This window comes from Streptomyces sp. f51 (genome assembly GCF_037940415.1).
Taxonomy (GTDB): domain Bacteria; phylum Actinomycetota; class Actinomycetes; order Streptomycetales; family Streptomycetaceae; genus Streptomyces.
This window is the reverse complement of the sequence record NZ_CP149798.1, coordinates 160,966-177,408: the sequence shown is the minus strand read 5'-3', so window position 1 is coordinate 177,408 and position 16,443 is coordinate 160,966. Positions and strand designations below refer to the sequence as shown.

Here is a 16,443-nt window from a genome sequence, read left to right as displayed (position 1 = left end):
CCTTATTGCACCCAATCGTCGCTTCGGCGCGGAGGCCCTGAATGAAGACCGTGGACCGCTACCGGCTGACCTTCACGCATCCCGGACCCGATGGGGGCATGGTGACGGACGAGGTGGTCGTCGAGCGGACGACCGCCAAGGGACCGGGCGGCCACCCGGTGTACAGCGATCCCACCGGCATCCTTCGCGCCGAGATCAGCTCGTCGGGCGAGGTCCGCATGCTGGCCAGCGGTGCCTATCAGTCGCCGATCAACCCGGCCGTCGAACCGCTTTCCTGACCGGACCCGAACCCGCCCCCGGCGGTCCGAGGCACGCCGTCGGTTCCGGAGATCACCTCCGCGCCCGTCGCGAGCGCGCCGCCGGCCGCCGGCGCCGCGCTCGCCGCGGGCGGCAGCTCCCGTTCGAAGGTCAGGGCCGGACGCCCGTTCAGCTCCGTGCCGCCCGTGACGACGAATCCGGTGCGGGCCAGCACCGCCCGGGACGCGGCGTTGTCGGTGGTCGCGGCGGCGCGCAGGGAGCGCAGCCCGTACGCGCTCGCGGCCAGCGCGCACACCTCGCGTACGGCGGCCGTGGCGAGACCCTGCCCGGCGGCGCGCTCGGCGACGCGGTACCCGAGGACGGCCGAACCCCGTTCCACGTCGACCAGGTTGACGCGGGCCAGTACCGCCCCGGCGTCGTCCACGACGACGTGGAAGTGGGCCTGCCCCGTAACCTGTTCGGCCAGACGCTCGCTCAGGAGGGCGTCGAACCGCGCGAAGAAGTCGTCGCCGCGGTCGGGGATCACCGCGGCGAAATAGGCGCGGTTCTCCCGCTCGAACGAGAGCAGCGCGGGGGCGTGGCCGAGACGGAGGCGTTCGATCCGGGGCATTGCGTCATGCTAGGGATCCGCGTGGCACGGAGCACGCGGATTTCCTTCGCCGGACGACGTGACCTCTCGGCCGTCCTCAGGGCTCGTCGCCCTCCGGGTCGATGTGCGGGAGGATGCGGTCGAGCCAGCGCGGGGTCCACCAGGCACGGGGGCCGAGCAGGGTCATCACCGCCGGGACCATCAGGAGGCGTACGACCGTCGCGTCGATCAGCACGCTCACGGCGAGTCCGAGGCCGAGCATCTTGACCACGATGTTGTCGCTCAGGATGAACGCGGCGAAGACGCTCATCATGATCAGCGCGGCACAGGTGATCACGCGGGCGGTGATCTCCAGCGCGTGCGCGACGCTCGCCTTCGCGTCCCCGCTGCGCAGCCAGAACTCGTGCACCCGGGACAGCAGGAAGATCTCGTAGTCCATGCTGAGCCCGAAGATGATCGCGAACATCATCATCGGCACATAGCTCTCGATGGGCACCTTGCCCGAGACGCCGAGTGCGGGACCGCCCCAGCCCCACTGGAAGACGGCGACGACGACACCGTAGGAGGCGGCGATGGAGAGCACGTTGAGGATCGCCGCCTTCAGCGCGACGAGCAGCCCGCGGAAGACGATCAGGATGATGATGAAGGCGAGCGCCACCACCACGAGGATGATGAGGGGCAGCCGGCTCGCGACGATGTTGCGGAAGTCGACCTGGGCCGCCGTCGTGCCCGTGACATAGCCCTTGGCGTCGTACCCGGACACGGCCTTCGGCAGGGTGTCGTCGACCAGGCGGTTCGTCAGGGCCGTGGTGTCCTTGTTCTGCGGGGACACCTTGGAGTAGACGGTGCCCACCAGTACGTCCCCGTCCTTCGTGGCCGTCAGCGGCGTGACCACGGCCGCCCCCGACACCCCGCCGACCGTCTTCTGCGCCTGTGACGCCAGCGCGGAACGCTTGTCGGACGGGACGTTCGTCTGGTCGATGACCACGGTCAGGGGGCCGTTGGAGCCGGGGCCGAAGGAGTCCGACATGATGTCGAACGCCCGCCGGTCCGTGAACGACGTGGGGTCGGCGCCGTCACCGATGTGCCCGAGCTGGATGGTGAACACGGGGATCGCCAGGATGAGCACCGTGAGCAGGCCGCCGGCCAGGTACCGCCACGGGTGCCGCTCGACCCGCAGCGCGTAGCGGTGCCAGGTGCCGGTGACCTCCGCCCCGGGCTCGGCGTTCGTCTCGGCGATCGGCGTCCGCACGTGATACCGGTCGATGCGCCGGCCGATGAGTCCGAGCAGGGCGGGTACGAGGGTCAGCGCGCCGGCCACCGCCGAGACGACCGTGACGGCCGCCGCGAGGCCCAGTTTGCTGATGAACGAGACCCCGGAGACGGACAGACCGGCCAGCGCGATGATCACGGTGCAGCCCGAGACCAGGACGGCCCGACCGCTGGTGGTCACGGCCCGGCCCGCCGCCCGTACGGGATCGGCGCCGTTGACGAGGTTCTGCCGGTGACGGGTGATCAGGAACAGGGCGTAGTCGATGCCGACGCCCAGACCGATCATCGTGGCGAGCGTCGGCGACACCGTGGCGAAGTCGGTCGCGGCGGCGAGCAGACCGAGGATGGCGAGGCCGCCCACGACGCTGACCAGGGCGGTCACCAGTGGCAGAACCGCCCCGATGACACTGCCGAACCCGACGAGCAGAACGACGATCGCGACCGCGAACCCGATGAGCTCGCTGATCTTGTCATTCGCCGCGGGCCTGGCCAGTTCGCCCAGCGGGCCGCCGTACTCGACGTCGACTCCCGCGGACCGCAGCGGCTGGACGGCGCTGTCCACCCCGTGGAGGTACTCGTCGCCGAGCGTCGAGGGCTGTACGTCGAAGCGGACGGTGATGTAGCCGGTCTTCCCGTCGCTGGACAGCGGTCCGACGTTCTTCTGCTGGGACTGCCCCGAGGGGGGCTGGGACCCGGGCGGCGGCAGCGGGTTCTGCGCCGACAGGACGTGCGGTAGCTTCCCCAGGGAGTCGACGGTCTGGCTCATCTGGGAGCTGAGAGAGGTCAGCGGCTTCTGGGTGTCGCGCAGCACGACCTGGCTGCTGTAGCCGCCCGCGGCCGGATCGTGCGCCTTGAGGATGTCGAGCCCTTCGGTGGACTGCACTCCCGGCAGCTGGAAGTTGTCCGAGTACTGGCCGCCGAACGAGTGGTTGAGCCCTTGGAGCACGCCGAGCGCGACGAGCCACGCCACGATGACGACCACGAAATGGCGGGCACACCACTCGCCCAGCCGCTGAAGCCACCCGGGCCTGGTCGGCCCGCTGGCTGAAGGGGCTTGTGTCGCCGACATGCGCAGCTCCTGCTCCGGGACGACTCCTCCGACTCCGTCATTAAACGACGCGACGATCATCGCGGCCCGCCGAGCGATCCGGCGCGGGGCCGCACAGGCGGAGGCCCGGCCGCGTACGGGGACGGGGACGGGTGGGCTTCGGCCGTACGGGGGCTTCGGCCGTGGGGGCAGGTGGGCTTCGGCGGTGAACGGGTGGGACTCGGCCATGGGTGGGCGTGACTCGGCTGTGAACGGGTGGGCTCCGGCCACGGGTGGGTGCGACTCGGCCGTGAGCGGCTCGGACTCGGCCATGGGCAAGCGGGACTCGGCCATGAGGGGGTGGGACTCGGCCATGGGGTGGCCTCGCCCCCGTCCCGGGGGTTTCGGGGCGCGGGTGTAGGGATAACCCTCGATCCCCACCAAGGCCATGTCATGCCTAGGTCAAGAGTGCCATCCTTGCCCACACCTGTCGGACAGGTCGTCCATGGCCTGCCCACAGCCGCGTTCCCGCGCGCCCCTGCTCAGCTCTTCCCGGACAGCACATCCCGTCTGCCCGGTCTGTCACCGGCCGCCGACCGCGGCCGAAGCAGTAGGAGTACGAGTGAGACGTTTCCCCCGTCAGGCGACCGCGGCCGGAGCCATGGTGGCCACCGCCGCGTTCCTGGCCGTCGGCATACAGACGGTTCCGGCTGTCGCCAAGCCCGCCCCCCACACAACCCCCCTGCGCACGGGGGGACTTGAGGCCAAGCTCACCCCGGCCCAGCACGCGGCGCTGCTGACGAAGGCATCGAAGCAGACCGCCGCGACCGCCGGAACCCTGGGCCTCGGCTCCAAGGAGAAGCTGGTCGTCAAGGACGTCGTCAAGGACAACGACGGCACCGTGCACACCCGTTACGAGCGCACCTACGCCGGACTCCCGGTGCTCGGCGGCGACATCGTGGTCCACACTCCGCCCGCCTCGCAGGCCACCGGCACGGTGAGCACGACCTTCAACAACAAGCACGCCATCAAGGTCGCGAGCACCACCGCCACCGTCACCAAGGCCGCCGCGGGAGCCCAGGCCCTCAAGACGGCCAAGTCGCTCAAGGCGGAGAAGCCCTCCACCCAGAGCGCCCGCAAGGTCATCTGGGCCGGCACCGGTACGCCCCGGCTCGCCTGGGAGACCGTGATCAGCGGGTTCCAGGACGACGGCACGCCCAGCAGGCTGCACGTCGTCACCGACGCCACGACCGGCAAGGAACTCACCCGGTACGAGGGCATCGAGACCGGCACCGGCAACACCCAGTACAGCGGCTCGGTCACGCTGAACACCACGCTGTCGGGATCGACGTACCAGCTGACGGACTCGACCCGCGGCGGTCACAAGACCTACTCGCTGAACAACGGCACCTCCGGCACCGGCACGCTGATGACGGACTCCGACGACGTCTGGGGCACCGGCGCGGGCTCCAACACCCAGACCGCCGGCGCCGACGCCGCCTACGGCGCCCAGACGACCTGGGACTTCTACAAGAACACCTTCGGGCGCAGCGGCATCAAGAACGACGGCGTCGCCGCCTACTCGCGCGTCCACTACAGCACGGCGTACGTCAACGCCTTCTGGGACGACAGCTGCTTCTGCATGACCTACGGCGACGGCACCAGCAGCACCCACGCGCTGACCTCGCTGGACGTCGCGGGCCACGAGATGAGCCATGGCGTCACCTCCAACACCGCGGGCCTGAACTACACCGGTGAGTCCGGCGGCCTGAACGAGGCCACCTCGGACATCTTCGGCACCGGCGTGGAGTTCTACGCCAACAACTCGACCGACGTGGGCGACTACCTCATCGGCGAGAAGATCAACATCAACGGCGACGGCACCCCGCTGCGCTACATGGACAAGCCCAGCAAGGACGGCAGTTCGGCGGACAGCTGGTACTCAGGCGTCGGCAACCTGGACGTCCACTACTCCTCGGGCCCGGCGAACCACATGTTCTACCTGCTCTCCGAGGGCAGTGGCTCCAAGACCATCAACGGCGTCACGTACAACAGCTCGACCTCCGACGGTGTCGCCGTCGCGGGCATCGGCCGCGCCGCCGCCCTTCAGATCTGGTACAAGGCGCTGACGACGTACATGACGTCCAGCACCAACTACGCGGGCGCCCGTACCGCCGCGCTGAACGCCGCGACCGCGCTGTACGGTGCGAACTCCACCCAGTACGCGGGCGTGGCGAACGCCTTCGCGGGCATCGCCGTCGGCAGCCACGTCACCCCGCCGAGCAGCGGTGTGACCGTCACCAACCCGGGCAGCCAGTCCTCGACCGTCGGCACCGCGGTGAGCCTTCAGGTCTCGGCCAGCAGCACCAACAGCGGCGCCCTCACGTACTCCGCGAGCGGACTGCCCACCGGCCTGTCGATCAACAGCTCCACCGGCGCGATCACCGGTACCCCGACCACCGCCGGGACGTACAGCACCACGGTGACCGTCACGGACAGCACCGGAGCGACCGGCACGGCCTCGTTCACCTGGACCGTCAGCACCTCCGGTGGCGGCGGCACCTGCACCTCGGCGCAGCTGCTCGGCAACCCCGGCTTCGAGTCCGGCGCCACCACCTGGACCGCGAGCAGCGGAGTCATCACGACCGACACGGGCGAGGCGGCCCACGGCGGCTCGTACAAGGCCTGGCTGGACGGCTACGGCTCCACGCACACCGACACGCTCTCGCAGTCGGTGACCATTCCCAGCGGCTGCAAGGCCTCGTTCACCTTCTACCTGCACATCGACTCCGCCGAGACCACCACCAGCTCGCAGTACGACAAGCTGACGGTCACCGCCGGATCGACCACGCTGGCGACCTACTCGAACCTGAACAAGGCCACCGGCTACACGCAGAAGACGTTCGACCTGTCCTCCTTCGCCGGCTCCACCGTGAGCCTCAAGTTCAGCGGCGTCGAGGACTCCTCGCTCCAGACCAGCTTCGTCGTGGACGACACCGCCGTGACGACCAGCTGACCCCTCATCGCACGAACGACGTCCCGCGCGCCTCCCAGGCGTGCGGGACGTCCGCGTTCGGCGCGCGTGATCAGAGGGTGCGCGACAGCAGATCGAGCAGCGCCTCCCAGTGCCGCTCGTCGCCCTCCTTCTGGTACGAGTCGGTGTCGGCCTGCGTGTACCCGTGCGGTGCGTCCGGGTAGACCTCGCAGCGGTGCCGGACACCGGCGGCGGTCAGCGCCGCCTCCAACCGCTCGATCTGGTCCTCGGTCAGTGACGGGTCGTTGTCGGCGTGGCCGAAGTACAGCTCGGCGCCGATGTGTTCGGCGGCCAGGTGCGGGCTGTCCGGCTCGTCGGTGGCGAGCCGCCCTCCGTGGAAGCCGGCCGCGGCGGCGACCCGCTCGGGGAAGGCGCCCGCGGTGCGCAGCGCCAGCCGGGCTCCCATGCAGTAGCCGGTGACCGCGACCGGTCCGTCGGTCACCCGGGGGCTGGCCTCCAGCCACCGCAGATACGCACCCGCGTCGCGCACCGACAGCTCCGGCGTCAGCGACTGCATGACCGGGCCGATCCGGGTCCAGAGGTCGGGGAGCGTCTCGGGGCCGATGAACTCGGGGAGGTCGAAGACGGGGGCCCGTCCGTGCCGGTAGAACACATTGGGCACCAGGACCGTGTAACCGGCGGCGGCCAGCCGGTCCGCCATCGACCGCAGGTGCGGGCGCAGACCGTAGGCGTCCTGGTAGAGCAGGACACCCGGGCGGGGAACCCCGTCGGCGGGATGGGCGAGGTAGGCGTCGGCGGTGCCGTCCTCGGTGGGGATGTCCACGGCTGTGCCCTGTACGGAGGTCATGGGTCCGCCTCTCGGCGCGGTCGACGGTGAGCAACTGGACGGCCCGGCGGTCCGGGCCGTGATCATGCTGTCACGCGCCGGCCCGGTCGCCGTCGGCGGTGTCACTCGAACCGAGTGACGTCACCCGCCCCGTGCCGGACGATCTCGGCCTCGCCGCCGGAGAAGTCGATGACGGTCGTCGGCTCGGTGCCGCAGTCGCCGGAGTCGATGACGGCGTCCACCACGTGGTCGAGGAGGTCCTTGATCTCCCAGCCCTGGGTGAGCGGTTTGTCCTCGTCGGGCAGGAGCAGGGTGCTCGACAGCATCGGCTCGCCCAGCTCGGAGAGGATCGCCTGCGCGACGACGTGGTCGGGAATCCGTACCCCGACGGTCTTCTTCTTCGGGTGGAGCAGCCTGCGCGGAGCCTCCTTCGTCGCCGGGAGGACGAAGGTGTAGCTGCCCGGCGTCGCCGCCTTGACCGTGCGGAAGACCGCGTTGTCGATCCGTACGAAGTGCCCCAGCTGGGCGAAGTCCTCGCACATCAGCGTGAAGTGGTGGCGCTCGTCGAGCCGGCGGATCGAGCGGATGCGGTCGATGCCCTCCCGGTTGCCGAGCGCGCAGCCGAGCGCGAAGCAGGAGTCCGTCGGGTAGACGATCAGCCCGCCGTCGCGGACGATCTCCACCACCTGGCTGATGACGCGCCGCTGCGGGTTCTCCGGGTGAACGTCGAAGTACTTGGCCATGGTTCGAGCCTACGGGGTGTTCCGGCCACGGGCCGCCGAGCCGCACCCGACGGCCGGCGCCGGGCCGGGCGGCCTCCCGCCGGGCGGCGCCGGAATTCTCCCCGGTCGCGGCTATGGGAACCTGGAGGCCCTCTCGCTACTCTCCGCCGCATGATTTCCACGGTGGTCTGGGGTACCGGCAACGTCGGCCGCGCGGCCATCCGCGCCGTCGAGGCCCACCCGAAACTGAGACTCGCGGCCGTCCTCGTCCACGACCCCGGCAAGGTGGGCCGCGACGCGGGCGAGCTCGCCGGACTGGGCCAGGGCCTCGGTGTCGCGGCGAGCGACGACATCGACGCGGTCCTGGCCTCGGGACCGGGTGCGGTGGTCTACGCGGCCACCGGCGACATCCGTCCCGACGAGGCCCTCGACGACATCGGCAGGGCGATCCGGGCCGGTGCGGTGGTCGTCACGCCCGCCCTCTATCCGCTCTACGACCAGCGCAACGCCCCGCCCGAGTTCCGGGACCCGGTGCTCGCAGCCGTCGCCGAGGGAGGTGGCTCCCTGTTCGTCTCGGGGGTCGATCCCGGCTGGGGGAACGACGTGCTGCCGCTGCTGGTCAGCGGTCTGGGCACCACCGTCGACGCCATCCGCTGCCAGGAGATCTTCGACTACTCGACGTACGAACAGGAGGAATCCGTACGGTACTTGGTCGGCATGGGGCAGCCGATGGACTACGAGCCGCTGATGCTCGCCCCGTCGATACCGACCATGGTCTGGGGCGGCCAGATCCGGCTCATGGCGAGGGCCCTCGACGTCGAACTCGACGACATCCGCGAGACGTTGGAGCGGCGCCCGCTCACGGACACGGTGACCACCCGGACCATGGGCGAGTTCGCGGCCGGCACCCAGGGCGCGGTCCGCTTCGAGGTGCAGGGGATCGTCGGGGGAGAGCCCCGCATCGTCATCGAGCACATCACCCGTATCCACGCCTCCTGCGCTCCGGACTGGCCCTCGCCGCCCGAAGGCGACGGAGCCCACCGCGTGATCATCGAGGGGCGCCCGCGCATCGAGGTCACCGTCGCGGCCACCGACGAGGGCGAGAACCGCTCCGCCGGGGGAAACGCCACCGCGGTCGGCCGACTGGTCGGCGCCATCGACTGGCTGGTGGACGCGGAACCCGGGCTCTACGACGCACTCGACGTCCCGCTGCGTCCCGCGGCCGGCCGACTCGGAAGGAAGTGAATCCCATGACCCTGCGCATCGACATCCCCGAGGGACAGGAACCGATCGGGTACGTCTGGGGCGAGCTGGTGCCCGGCATCGGCATGGCCGCAGCGAACTTCTCCCTGTCGGTGTACGAGCACACGACGCTCGGCCTGCGCGAGTTCGAGGCCGCCCGGCTGCGCATCGCGCAGATCAACGGGTGCCTGTTCTGTCTCGACTGGCGCACGGAGCGGGACGGCGACAAGGTCGAGGAGGAGTTCCCCGACGCGGTGACCCAGTGGCGTACCACCGATGCCTTCGACGACCGGACGCGGCTGGCCGCCGAGTACGCGGAGCGGTACGCCCTGGATCACCACGGTCTTGACGAGGAGTTCTGGTCCCGGATGACGGCGCTGTACAGCCAGCGGGAGATCGTGGAGCTGACCATGAGCATCGGCTCCTGGCTGGCGTTCGGCCGGCTCAACCACGTACTGGGCCTGGACGCCGTCTGCGTGCTGCCGACCCATTGACCGCGTCCGGTCCGCGGATCGGCCCTAGAGGTCCAGGGCGATGATGTTCTCGATGTTGCGCTCGGCGAGCGCCGTGATCGTGACGAAGGGGTTGACGCTGGTGTTGCCGGGAATCAGCGCGCCGTCGATGACGTACAGGCCCGCATAGCCCTGGAGGCGGCCGTAGTTGTCGGTCGCTTTGTTGAGCACGGCGCCGCCGAGCGGGTGGTAGGTGAGATGGTCGCCCCAGATCTTGTACACGCCGAACAGATCGGTCCGGTAGATCGTCCCCTCCTTCGCGTTGATCTTGTCGAAGATGCTCTTCGCCATGGTGATGGCGGGCTGCTTCCAGGCGGTCTGCCAGTTGAGGTCGACCGCTCCGGTGGAGGCGTTCCAGGTGAACCGGGCGCGGTTCGGGTTCTTGGTGATGGACAGATAGAACGAGGCCCACGTCTCGATTCCGGTGGGCAGCGGTGCGACCTCCGCGAAGGCGCCGCCCGCCGTCCAGTTGTCGATGCCGCCGCAGGGGATGCTGGCCTGGAGCGAGCCGGTCGGATCCCAGATCTGGTTCGCCCGGCCGCACATGACGTTGCCGTTGTCGCCCCAGCCCTGGCCGATCTCGCCGTTCAGGGCGGGCAGGGCTCCGGTGGCCTTCAGCTTGACCAGGAGCTTGCTGGTTCCGACGCTTCCGGCCGCGAAGAACACCCGGTCCGCGGTCACCGTCTTGGTGGCTGTGGCGTCGCCGTTGGTGTTGATCTGGTCGATCACGACCGTGTAGCCGCCCCCGGCCGCGGGCGCGACCGAAGTGACCTTGTGCAGCGGTGAGATGGTGACCCGGCCGGTGGCCGTGGCCTGGGCGAGATAGGTCTTCTGGAGCGACTTCTTGCCGTAGTTGTTGCCGTAGAGGATCTCTCCGGCGAGGGCCGACTTGGGGACGGTGCCCGCGGCCTCCTGCTTCATGTAGTCCCAGTCGTACACGTCGGGCACGAAGACGAAGGGGAAGCCGGACCGCTGGGCCTGCTTACGGCCGACCCGTGCGTACTGGTAGGCGTCGGTGGTGTCGAACCACGCCGGGTCGATCAGGCCCGTGCCGAGCGTGGCGTTGGCGCGCGGATAGTAGGTCGCGTACATCTCGTCGGCGTTCACCGACGGGAGGATGGCGCCGAAGTTCTCCCGCTTCGGGGTGACCGCCATGCCTCCGTTGACCAGGGAGCCGCCGCCGACGCCGCGCCCCTGGTACACGATGATCTGGCCCATCTCCTCGGCGTCCAGGATCCCCGTGTAGCGGGGGATGTCCTTGTCGATCGGGAAGCCGAGGAAGTTGCTGAGGGGCTGCTTGGTCCTGGTTCGCAGCCAGTACGAACGCTGGTCCGGGCTGGTCGTGTTGGCGAAGATCTTGCCGTCCGAACCCGGGGTGTCCCAGGCCATGCCCATCTCGACCATCTGCACGTCGACGCCCGCCTGCGCCAGGCGCAGGGCGGCGACGGAGCCGCCGTACCCGGTGCCGATCACCAGGACGGGGACATGTGCTCCGGACGGGATCGAGGTGGCCGCCGTGGCGATCCGGGCGGGGGCCGCGACGGCACGGCCGGCCAGGCTGACTGCTCCAAGAATAGAACCTGTTCCAGCTATGAATCGTCGGCGCGAAACTCCCCTGGAGTCCTGTGTCTGCTGGTTGATGTCACCCACGTGACACTCCTCACTCTCGATGAGTGGGAACAGGTTCTACTGTTACCGGCTCGTTAAGTCACTACATACCGGTTGGTAACTTCTGTCCGATCTTGGGGTGATCGGCGAGCTCTGCTCCGCTTGCCCTTGACTTCACAAGACCCTCGCGCGACATTCCTGACGCTGTGTCAGAACGCGTACGGCGGGGGCCGGCCGGCCCCCGGAGCAACGGAACACCTCACCGTCCCCCGCCCCGCTGGAGTGCCCTGCCATGTCCCTGAGCGCGGACGCCCTCAGACCTCACGCCCCCACCTCGGCCCCGGGCCCTTCGCGGCGCGGGGTGCTGGGCACGGCCACGGGCGCCGCGATCGCGCTCGCCGCGGGCGTCACCGGCCCCGCGGGCTCCGCCGCCGCGGCCGACCTGCCCGCCCTGGGCACGTACGACGTCGTGGTGGTCGGCTCGGGAGCCGCGGGCATGACCGCGGCGCTGACCGCGGCGAAGCAGGGACTGAGCTGCGTGGTCCTGGAGAAGGCGCCCACCTTCGGAGGCTCCGCGGCCCGCTCCGGCGCGGGCATCTGGATCCCCAACAATCCGGTGATCCTCGCCGCGGGCGTCCCCGACACCCCGGCCAAGGCCGCCGCCTACCTCGCCGCCGTGGTCGGACCGGACGTCTCCGCCGACCGGCAGCAGGCCTTCCTCGGCCACGGACCGGCCATGATCTCCTTCGTGATGGCCAACAGCCCGCTGCGCTTCCGCTGGATGGAGGGCTACAGCGACTACTACCCGGAACTCCCCGGCGGCCTTCCCGGCGGACGCTCCATGGAGCCCGACCAGCTCGACGGCACCGTCCTCGGAGCCGAACTCGACCGTCTGAACCCGCCCTACATGGCCGTTCCGGCCGGCATGGTCGTCTTCAGCGCCGACTACAAATGGCTCACCCTCGCCGCCGTGAGCGCGAAGGGCGCGGCCGTCGCCACCGCGTGCCTGGCGCGCGGCACCAGGGCGGCGCTGCTCGGCCAGAAACCGCTGACGATGGGCCAGTCGCTCGCGGCCGGGCTGCGCGCGGGCCTGCTCGCCGCCCAGGTCCCGGTGTGGCTGAACACCCCGCTGACGGACCTGTACACGGAGAGCGGCGCGGTCACCGGCGCGGTGGTCACCCGGAACGGCGCCGCCGGCCTGGTCAGGGCCCGGCGCGGGGTGATCGTCGGCTCCGGCGGCTTCGAGCACAACGCGGCCATGCGCGCCGAGTTCCAGCGGCAGCCCATCGGGACCGCCTGGACCGTGGGCGCCAAGGAGAACACCGGCGACGGCATCCAGGCGGGCCGCCGCGCCGGTGCCGCGCTCGACCTGATGGACGACGCCTGGTGGGGCCCGGCCGTTCCGCTGCCCGACGAGCCCTACTTCTGCCTCGCCGAACGCACCCTGCCAGGCGGCCTGCTGGTCAACGCGGCCGGCGCCCGCTTCGTCAACGAGGCCGGGCCCTACAGCGACGTCGTGCACACCATGTACGACCGCGACCCGGGCGCTCCGGACATCCCGGCCTGGCTGGTCGTCGACCAGAACTACCGCAACCGCTATCTGTTCAAGGACGTCGCGCCGACCCTCCCGTTCCCCGACTCCTGGTACACGTCGGGTGCCGCGTACAAGGAGTGGACGCTGGACGCCCTCGCCGGGCGGATCGGAGTCCCCGCCGCCGCCCTGCGCACCACCGTCAGCCGCTTCAACGGCCTGGCCCTGAGCGGCAGGGACACCGACTTCCACCGGGGCGACAGCGCCTACGACCACTACTACACGGACCCGGCGGTCCTCCCGAACTCCTGCCTCGCCCCGCTGTGGCTGCCCCCGTTCCACGCCTTCAGGATCGTCCCGGGCGACCTCGGCACCAAGGGCGGCCTGCGCACCGACGCCCGCGCCCGTGTCCTGCGCCCGGACGGCACGGTGATCCCCGGCCTCTACGCGGCGGGCAACGCCAGCGCGGCCGTCATGGGGCACAGCTACGCGGGAGCGGGCTCGACCATCGGTCCCGCGATGACGTTCGGGTACATCGCGGCCCTCGACATCGCGGCGGGCTGACGTCGGGGCGAGCTGACGTCCGGCCGAGCTGACGTCCGGCCGCGCTGACGGAGGACGGTCAGCCGTCGGCGCCCCCGCCCCGGTCGCCCCGGTCCTCCTCACCGGTCCCGAGCCGCGGCGACAGGACCAGGATGGAGACGTCGTCGCGGATCGAGGGGCAGAACCGGACGAGGTCCTCCCAGACACGGTCGATCAGCGCGTCCGAGGGCTCCTCGGCGAACGCGGCCAGCCGGTCCGGCAGCGGGTAGAAGGCACCGCCGGTGTCCCGGCTCTCGCTCACACCGTCCGACGCCATGAACAGCCGGTCGCCCGGCTCCAGCTCGACGGTCCGCACCTTCGGCGGGGACAGCTCGAAGAACCCGAGACCCACCGGCGACCCCGGCTCGGTGTCGAGTTCGAGGACCTTCGTCCCGCGCAGGAGCAGCGGCGCGGGGGCCCCGCAGGACACCATCCGCACCGTGGCGGCCCCGGGCGGGAACTCCAGGAGCAGCGCGGTGGCGAACAGTTCGGCGTGATCCACCGAGGAGGAGTCCACCACCAGCCTGCGGTCGAGCCGTGCCGCCGCGGCCTCCAGATCACGCTGGTCGAGCACCGTCTCCCGGAACGCCCCGAGCAGTGAGGCGACCGTCCCCACGGCGGACAGCCCGTGTCCCTGTACGTCGCCCATCAGGGCCCGGACTCCGAACGGCCCGTCACGGACGTCGAAGAAGTCGCCGCCGACCAGGGTCTCCTGCTGCGCGGGCCGGTACAGGCCGGTGCAGCGGACCCTGCCGACGCGGTCGGGCAGCGGTGGGAGCACGGCGAGCTGGGCGGCCTCCGCCACCGAGCGCACGGTGACCAGATGTGCGTCCCTGCGGCTGCGGACCAGGGCCACGAACACGCTCAGCACGGCGATGAAGCTGATGGTGAGCAGATCCGCGTTGCCCGGATGGTTGAGCTGGAGTGCGGGGATGTTGAGCAGGACCACGACGATCACGCCGAAGAACGCCGTGGCCAGGGGGCCGTAGGAGAGGACGGCCAGCGACGGGATGGCGCCCAGCAGGAAGCCGATGTCCAGTGGCTCGCTGCTCGCGATCTCGCCCACGCAGACGCCGACCAGCAGGAGGGGAGGGAGCAGCCGTACCCAGCGCGGAGGGGGCGAGCCGCGCAGCCATCCCCGGCGGTCGTCCCGCTGACCGGGCGTGGCCCTCGTGCCCATCGCACTCCTCCCTCTGCCCCCACGCTCCTCCCTTCGCCGTCGTCGCGCATTTTGATCGGTTGGGGGACGCGGAGGGGCCCGTGCGGACAGGCGGAGCCCCGTCATCACGGGGATGGGATGACGGGGCTCCACAGGTCGGTTGCCCCCTCGCCGGCCTTTCATCCCACCCGCCCACCGCCCCGGCCACGGCTCGCCGGCCGCCCGTGGCCGTCGCCGCCCGGGGAGGCCCGGACCCGCGTCCCGGGGCATGGTGGAGGGGTGACAGGACTGGCCGTGCTGTTCGCCCTCCTCGGGGCCGCCAGCAACGCGGCGGGCACGGCGTTCCAGCGCAAGGCGGCCCGCCGCCTCACCGAAGGCGGCGGACTGCGGCTCATCGTCCGGCTGGCCCGCCAGCCGGCCTGGCTCATCGGGATCGGCGGAGTGATCGGCGCGGCGCTCTTCCAGGCCCTGGCGCTGGCGAACGGGCCGCTGTCGCTGGTCCAGCCCCTGTTCATCCTGGAGCTGCCCTTCGCCCTGATGCTCGCCGTCCCGCTGCTGCACCGCCGTCTGTCGCGCGCGGCATGGCAGGCCGTAGCCGGAGTCGTGGCCGGCCTCGGTCTCGTCCTGCTGTCGGCCGCTCCCTCGGGAGCACGGTCCGAGGCCCCCATGGAGCGCTGGATCCCGGCAGTGGTCGTGTGCCTGGGGGCCGTGGCCGTCGCGGTCGCCGTGGCCCGCCCCGGCCGCCCACCGCTCTTTCGCGCCGCGGTGCTGGGAGCGGCCTCGGCGATCAGCAACGCGCTGACCGCCGCCCTGCTCAAATCGGCCGTGGGCACGCTCAAGAGCGAAGGGTTCGCCGCCTTCCTGGGCGTGTGGCAGACGTACGGGTTCGCCCTGACCGGGATCGCCGCGGTCCTGCTGCTCGAGAACGCCCTTCAGGCCGGTCCGCTGGCCGCCTCGCAGCCCGCCCTGACCATCGGCGACGCGACACTCAGCCTGGTGCTCGGCGTCACGCTGTTCGGCGAGACGGTCCGTACCGGCTGGTGGCTGCTTCCCGAGCTGATCGGCGCCGCGCTGGTCCTGTGGGGAGTCCTGAGGCTGACCCGCGTGGTGCCGCACCTCGCCGACATGGCCCACTGACGACCGCGCGCACGCCCTGGGGCGTGCCGGGGGCGACTGGCCGACACTCGCTCGATTGGTGACTGCCGGGACTGGACAGACCATGGTGGTGACGAGTCGGATCGAGAACGTTCGGGAACTGGTCGCGCGGACGCGGTATGTCGTGTTCGGCTTCGACGGTCCGATCTGTCAGCTGTTCTCCGGCCCCTCGGCGACGGCCGTAGCGCGGGCCCGGCCGGACCGGCTGACGGAACAGGGCCCGCGCGCGGTGCTCACCGAGGTCGAGCACGGCCTCGCGGACCCCTACCGCGCCCTGACCGAGGCGGCCGGCCGGCATCACGGAGGCGAGGCCGCCGCCCGGCTCGACGAGTGGCTCACCCGGGCCGAGCTGGAGGCGGTGCGCACCGCGATGCCGACGCCGTACGCGGACCCGCTGATCCACACCTGGGCGGCGGTCGGGGCGAGGCTCGCCGTGGCGACGGGCACCTCGGCCCGGGCCGTCACCGCCTACCTGGACGGGCGAGGGCTCACGGCCCGGTTCGCCCCGCACATATTCGGCCGTACGCCGGACCCGGGGACGCCCGCCCCCCGCCCCGCGCCGCTGGAGCTGGCCCTGAACGCCCTGGGGGCCGAACCGGACACCTCCCTGATGATCGGCGGCACGCCCGCGGACCACACGGCCGCGCGCCACGCCGGCATCCGCTTCCTCGGCTACGCCCGGCGACCCACCCGGGCGGGAGCGCTGGAGGAGGCGGGCGTCCCCGCCCAGTGCGTCATCGACTCCCTGGAGCCGCTGCTGCGCACCCTGCGGGAACGTTCCTGACCCGATCGCTCCGCCATCCGAGGGGAAAACCGGCCGGAAACTCGTGTGCATGCATCGCCGGGACCGGGGCACCAGCATTCTGAGACAGCTCGGGAAGCTACCCCCCTGGCGAAGCCCGAGCTGTACGGCCCCGCAGGCAGTCACTCCCCCCGGCTGCCCGCGGGGCCGCATCCTTTTGCGC

General features: G+C 71.0%; 13 protein-coding genes. 7 read left to right on the top strand and 6 right to left on the bottom strand.

Annotated features, from left to right (window positions below):
- The first annotated feature begins 41 nt into the window (after nt 1–41).
- Nucleotides 42–278 carry a DUF6296 family protein gene (locus WJM95_RS00775; RefSeq protein WP_339127464.1) on the top strand — a complete coding sequence of 79 codons (237 nt, stop codon included), beginning with the start codon at nt 42–44 and terminating at the stop codon, nt 276–278.
- Here the strand turns inward: WJM95_RS00775 and WJM95_RS00770 are convergent.
- On the bottom strand, nt 239–868 hold the full coding sequence (locus WJM95_RS00770; protein WP_339127463.1) for a GNAT family N-acetyltransferase: 630 nt from the start codon (nt 866–868) through the stop codon (nt 239–241). The two genes, WJM95_RS00775 and WJM95_RS00770, sit on opposite strands and share 40 nt — an antisense overlap.
- Nucleotides 869–944: 76 nt before the next feature.
- Entirely contained in the window at nt 945–3,188 is a 2,244-nt protein-coding gene (locus tag WJM95_RS00765) for an MMPL family transporter (protein ID WP_339127462.1), read from the bottom strand.
- A gap of 619 nt (nt 3,189–3,807) precedes the next feature.
- On the opposite strand from WJM95_RS00765, the gene WJM95_RS00760 reads away from it, so the two are divergent.
- Nucleotides 3,808–6,162 (top strand): M4 family metallopeptidase, encoded by a 2,355-nt coding sequence (locus tag WJM95_RS00760; protein ID WP_339135278.1) that lies wholly within the window; start codon nt 3,808–3,810, stop codon nt 6,160–6,162.
- A gap of 70 nt (nt 6,163–6,232) precedes the next feature.
- Here the strand turns inward: WJM95_RS00760 and WJM95_RS00755 are convergent, their stop codons facing one another.
- Together WJM95_RS00755 and WJM95_RS00750 are read right to left on the bottom strand one after the other, a co-directional pair.
- Complete coding sequence (locus WJM95_RS00755; RefSeq protein WP_339127461.1) at nt 6,233–6,988, bottom strand: dienelactone hydrolase family protein; 756 nt, start codon at nt 6,986–6,988, stop codon at nt 6,233–6,235.
- A gap of 101 nt (nt 6,989–7,089) precedes the next feature.
- Entirely contained in the window at nt 7,090–7,710 is a 621-nt protein-coding gene (locus WJM95_RS00750) for an L-threonylcarbamoyladenylate synthase (protein WP_339127460.1), read from the bottom strand.
- A 150-nt stretch (nt 7,711–7,860) separates the two neighbouring features.
- Between WJM95_RS00750 and WJM95_RS00745 the strand changes: the two genes are divergently transcribed.
- Together WJM95_RS00745 and WJM95_RS00740 are read left to right on the top strand one after the other, a co-directional pair.
- Nucleotides 7,861–8,934 carry a dihydrodipicolinate reductase gene (locus WJM95_RS00745; RefSeq protein ID WP_339127459.1) on the top strand — a complete coding sequence of 358 codons (1,074 nt, stop codon included), beginning with the start codon at nt 7,861–7,863 and terminating at the stop codon, nt 8,932–8,934.
- An 11-nt stretch (nt 8,935–8,945) separates the two neighbouring features.
- On the top strand, nt 8,946–9,425 hold the full coding sequence (locus WJM95_RS00740) for a carboxymuconolactone decarboxylase family protein (protein ID WP_339135276.1): 480 nt from the start codon (nt 8,946–8,948) through the stop codon (nt 9,423–9,425).
- A 24-nt stretch (nt 9,426–9,449) separates the two neighbouring features.
- Here WJM95_RS00740 and WJM95_RS00735 read toward each other — a convergent pair whose 3' ends face one another.
- Entirely contained in the window at nt 9,450–11,093 is a 1,644-nt protein-coding gene (locus WJM95_RS00735; RefSeq protein WP_339127458.1) for a GMC oxidoreductase, read from the bottom strand.
- 250 nt (nt 11,094–11,343) lie between these two features.
- On the opposite strand from WJM95_RS00735, the gene kstD reads away from it, so the two are divergent.
- Entirely contained in the window at nt 11,344–13,146 is a 1,803-nt protein-coding gene (kstD, locus tag WJM95_RS00730; RefSeq protein WP_339127456.1) for a 3-oxosteroid 1-dehydrogenase, read from the top strand.
- Between the two features lie 58 nt (nt 13,147–13,204).
- Here the strand turns inward: kstD and WJM95_RS00725 are convergent, their stop codons facing one another.
- Nucleotides 13,205–14,344 carry a PP2C family protein-serine/threonine phosphatase gene (locus WJM95_RS00725; RefSeq protein WP_339127454.1) on the bottom strand — a complete coding sequence of 380 codons (1,140 nt, stop codon included), beginning with the start codon at nt 14,342–14,344 and terminating at the stop codon, nt 13,205–13,207.
- A gap of 258 nt (nt 14,345–14,602) precedes the next feature.
- Here WJM95_RS00725 and WJM95_RS00720 point away from each other — a divergent pair, with 258 nt between their 5' ends.
- Both WJM95_RS00720 and WJM95_RS00715 read left to right on the top strand, forming a co-directional pair.
- Complete coding sequence (locus WJM95_RS00720) at nt 14,603–15,460, top strand: DMT family transporter (RefSeq protein WP_339127452.1); 858 nt, start codon at nt 14,603–14,605, stop codon at nt 15,458–15,460.
- 82 nt (nt 15,461–15,542) lie between these two features.
- Nucleotides 15,543–16,262 carry an HAD family hydrolase gene (locus tag WJM95_RS00715; protein ID WP_339127450.1) on the top strand — a complete coding sequence of 240 codons (720 nt, stop codon included), beginning with the start codon at nt 15,543–15,545 and terminating at the stop codon, nt 16,260–16,262.
- Nucleotides 16,263–16,443: the final 181 nt, after the last annotated feature.

Coding starts and splice junctions, on each gene's coding strand:
- WJM95_RS00775 (WP_339127464.1), top strand. CDS start 42: ATGAAGACCGTGGACCGCTACCGGCTGACCTTCACGCATCCCGGACCC.
- WJM95_RS00770 (WP_339127463.1), bottom strand. CDS start 868: ATGCCCCGGATCGAACGCCTCCGTCTCGGCCACGCCCCCGCGCTGCTC.
- WJM95_RS00765 (WP_339127462.1), bottom strand. CDS start 3,188: ATGTCGGCGACACAAGCCCCTTCAGCCAGCGGGCCGACCAGGCCCGGG.
- WJM95_RS00760 (WP_339135278.1), top strand. CDS start 3,808: ATGGTGGCCACCGCCGCGTTCCTGGCCGTCGGCATACAGACGGTTCCG.
- WJM95_RS00755 (WP_339127461.1), bottom strand. CDS start 6,988: ATGACCTCCGTACAGGGCACAGCCGTGGACATCCCCACCGAGGACGGC.
- WJM95_RS00750 (WP_339127460.1), bottom strand. CDS start 7,710: ATGGCCAAGTACTTCGACGTTCACCCGGAGAACCCGCAGCGGCGCGTC.
- WJM95_RS00745 (WP_339127459.1), top strand. CDS start 7,861: ATGATTTCCACGGTGGTCTGGGGTACCGGCAACGTCGGCCGCGCGGCC.
- kstD (WP_339127456.1), top strand. CDS start 11,344: ATGTCCCTGAGCGCGGACGCCCTCAGACCTCACGCCCCCACCTCGGCC.
- WJM95_RS00725 (WP_339127454.1), bottom strand. CDS start 14,344: ATGGGCACGAGGGCCACGCCCGGTCAGCGGGACGACCGCCGGGGATGG.
- WJM95_RS00715 (WP_339127450.1), top strand. CDS start 15,543: ATGGTGGTGACGAGTCGGATCGAGAACGTTCGGGAACTGGTCGCGCGG.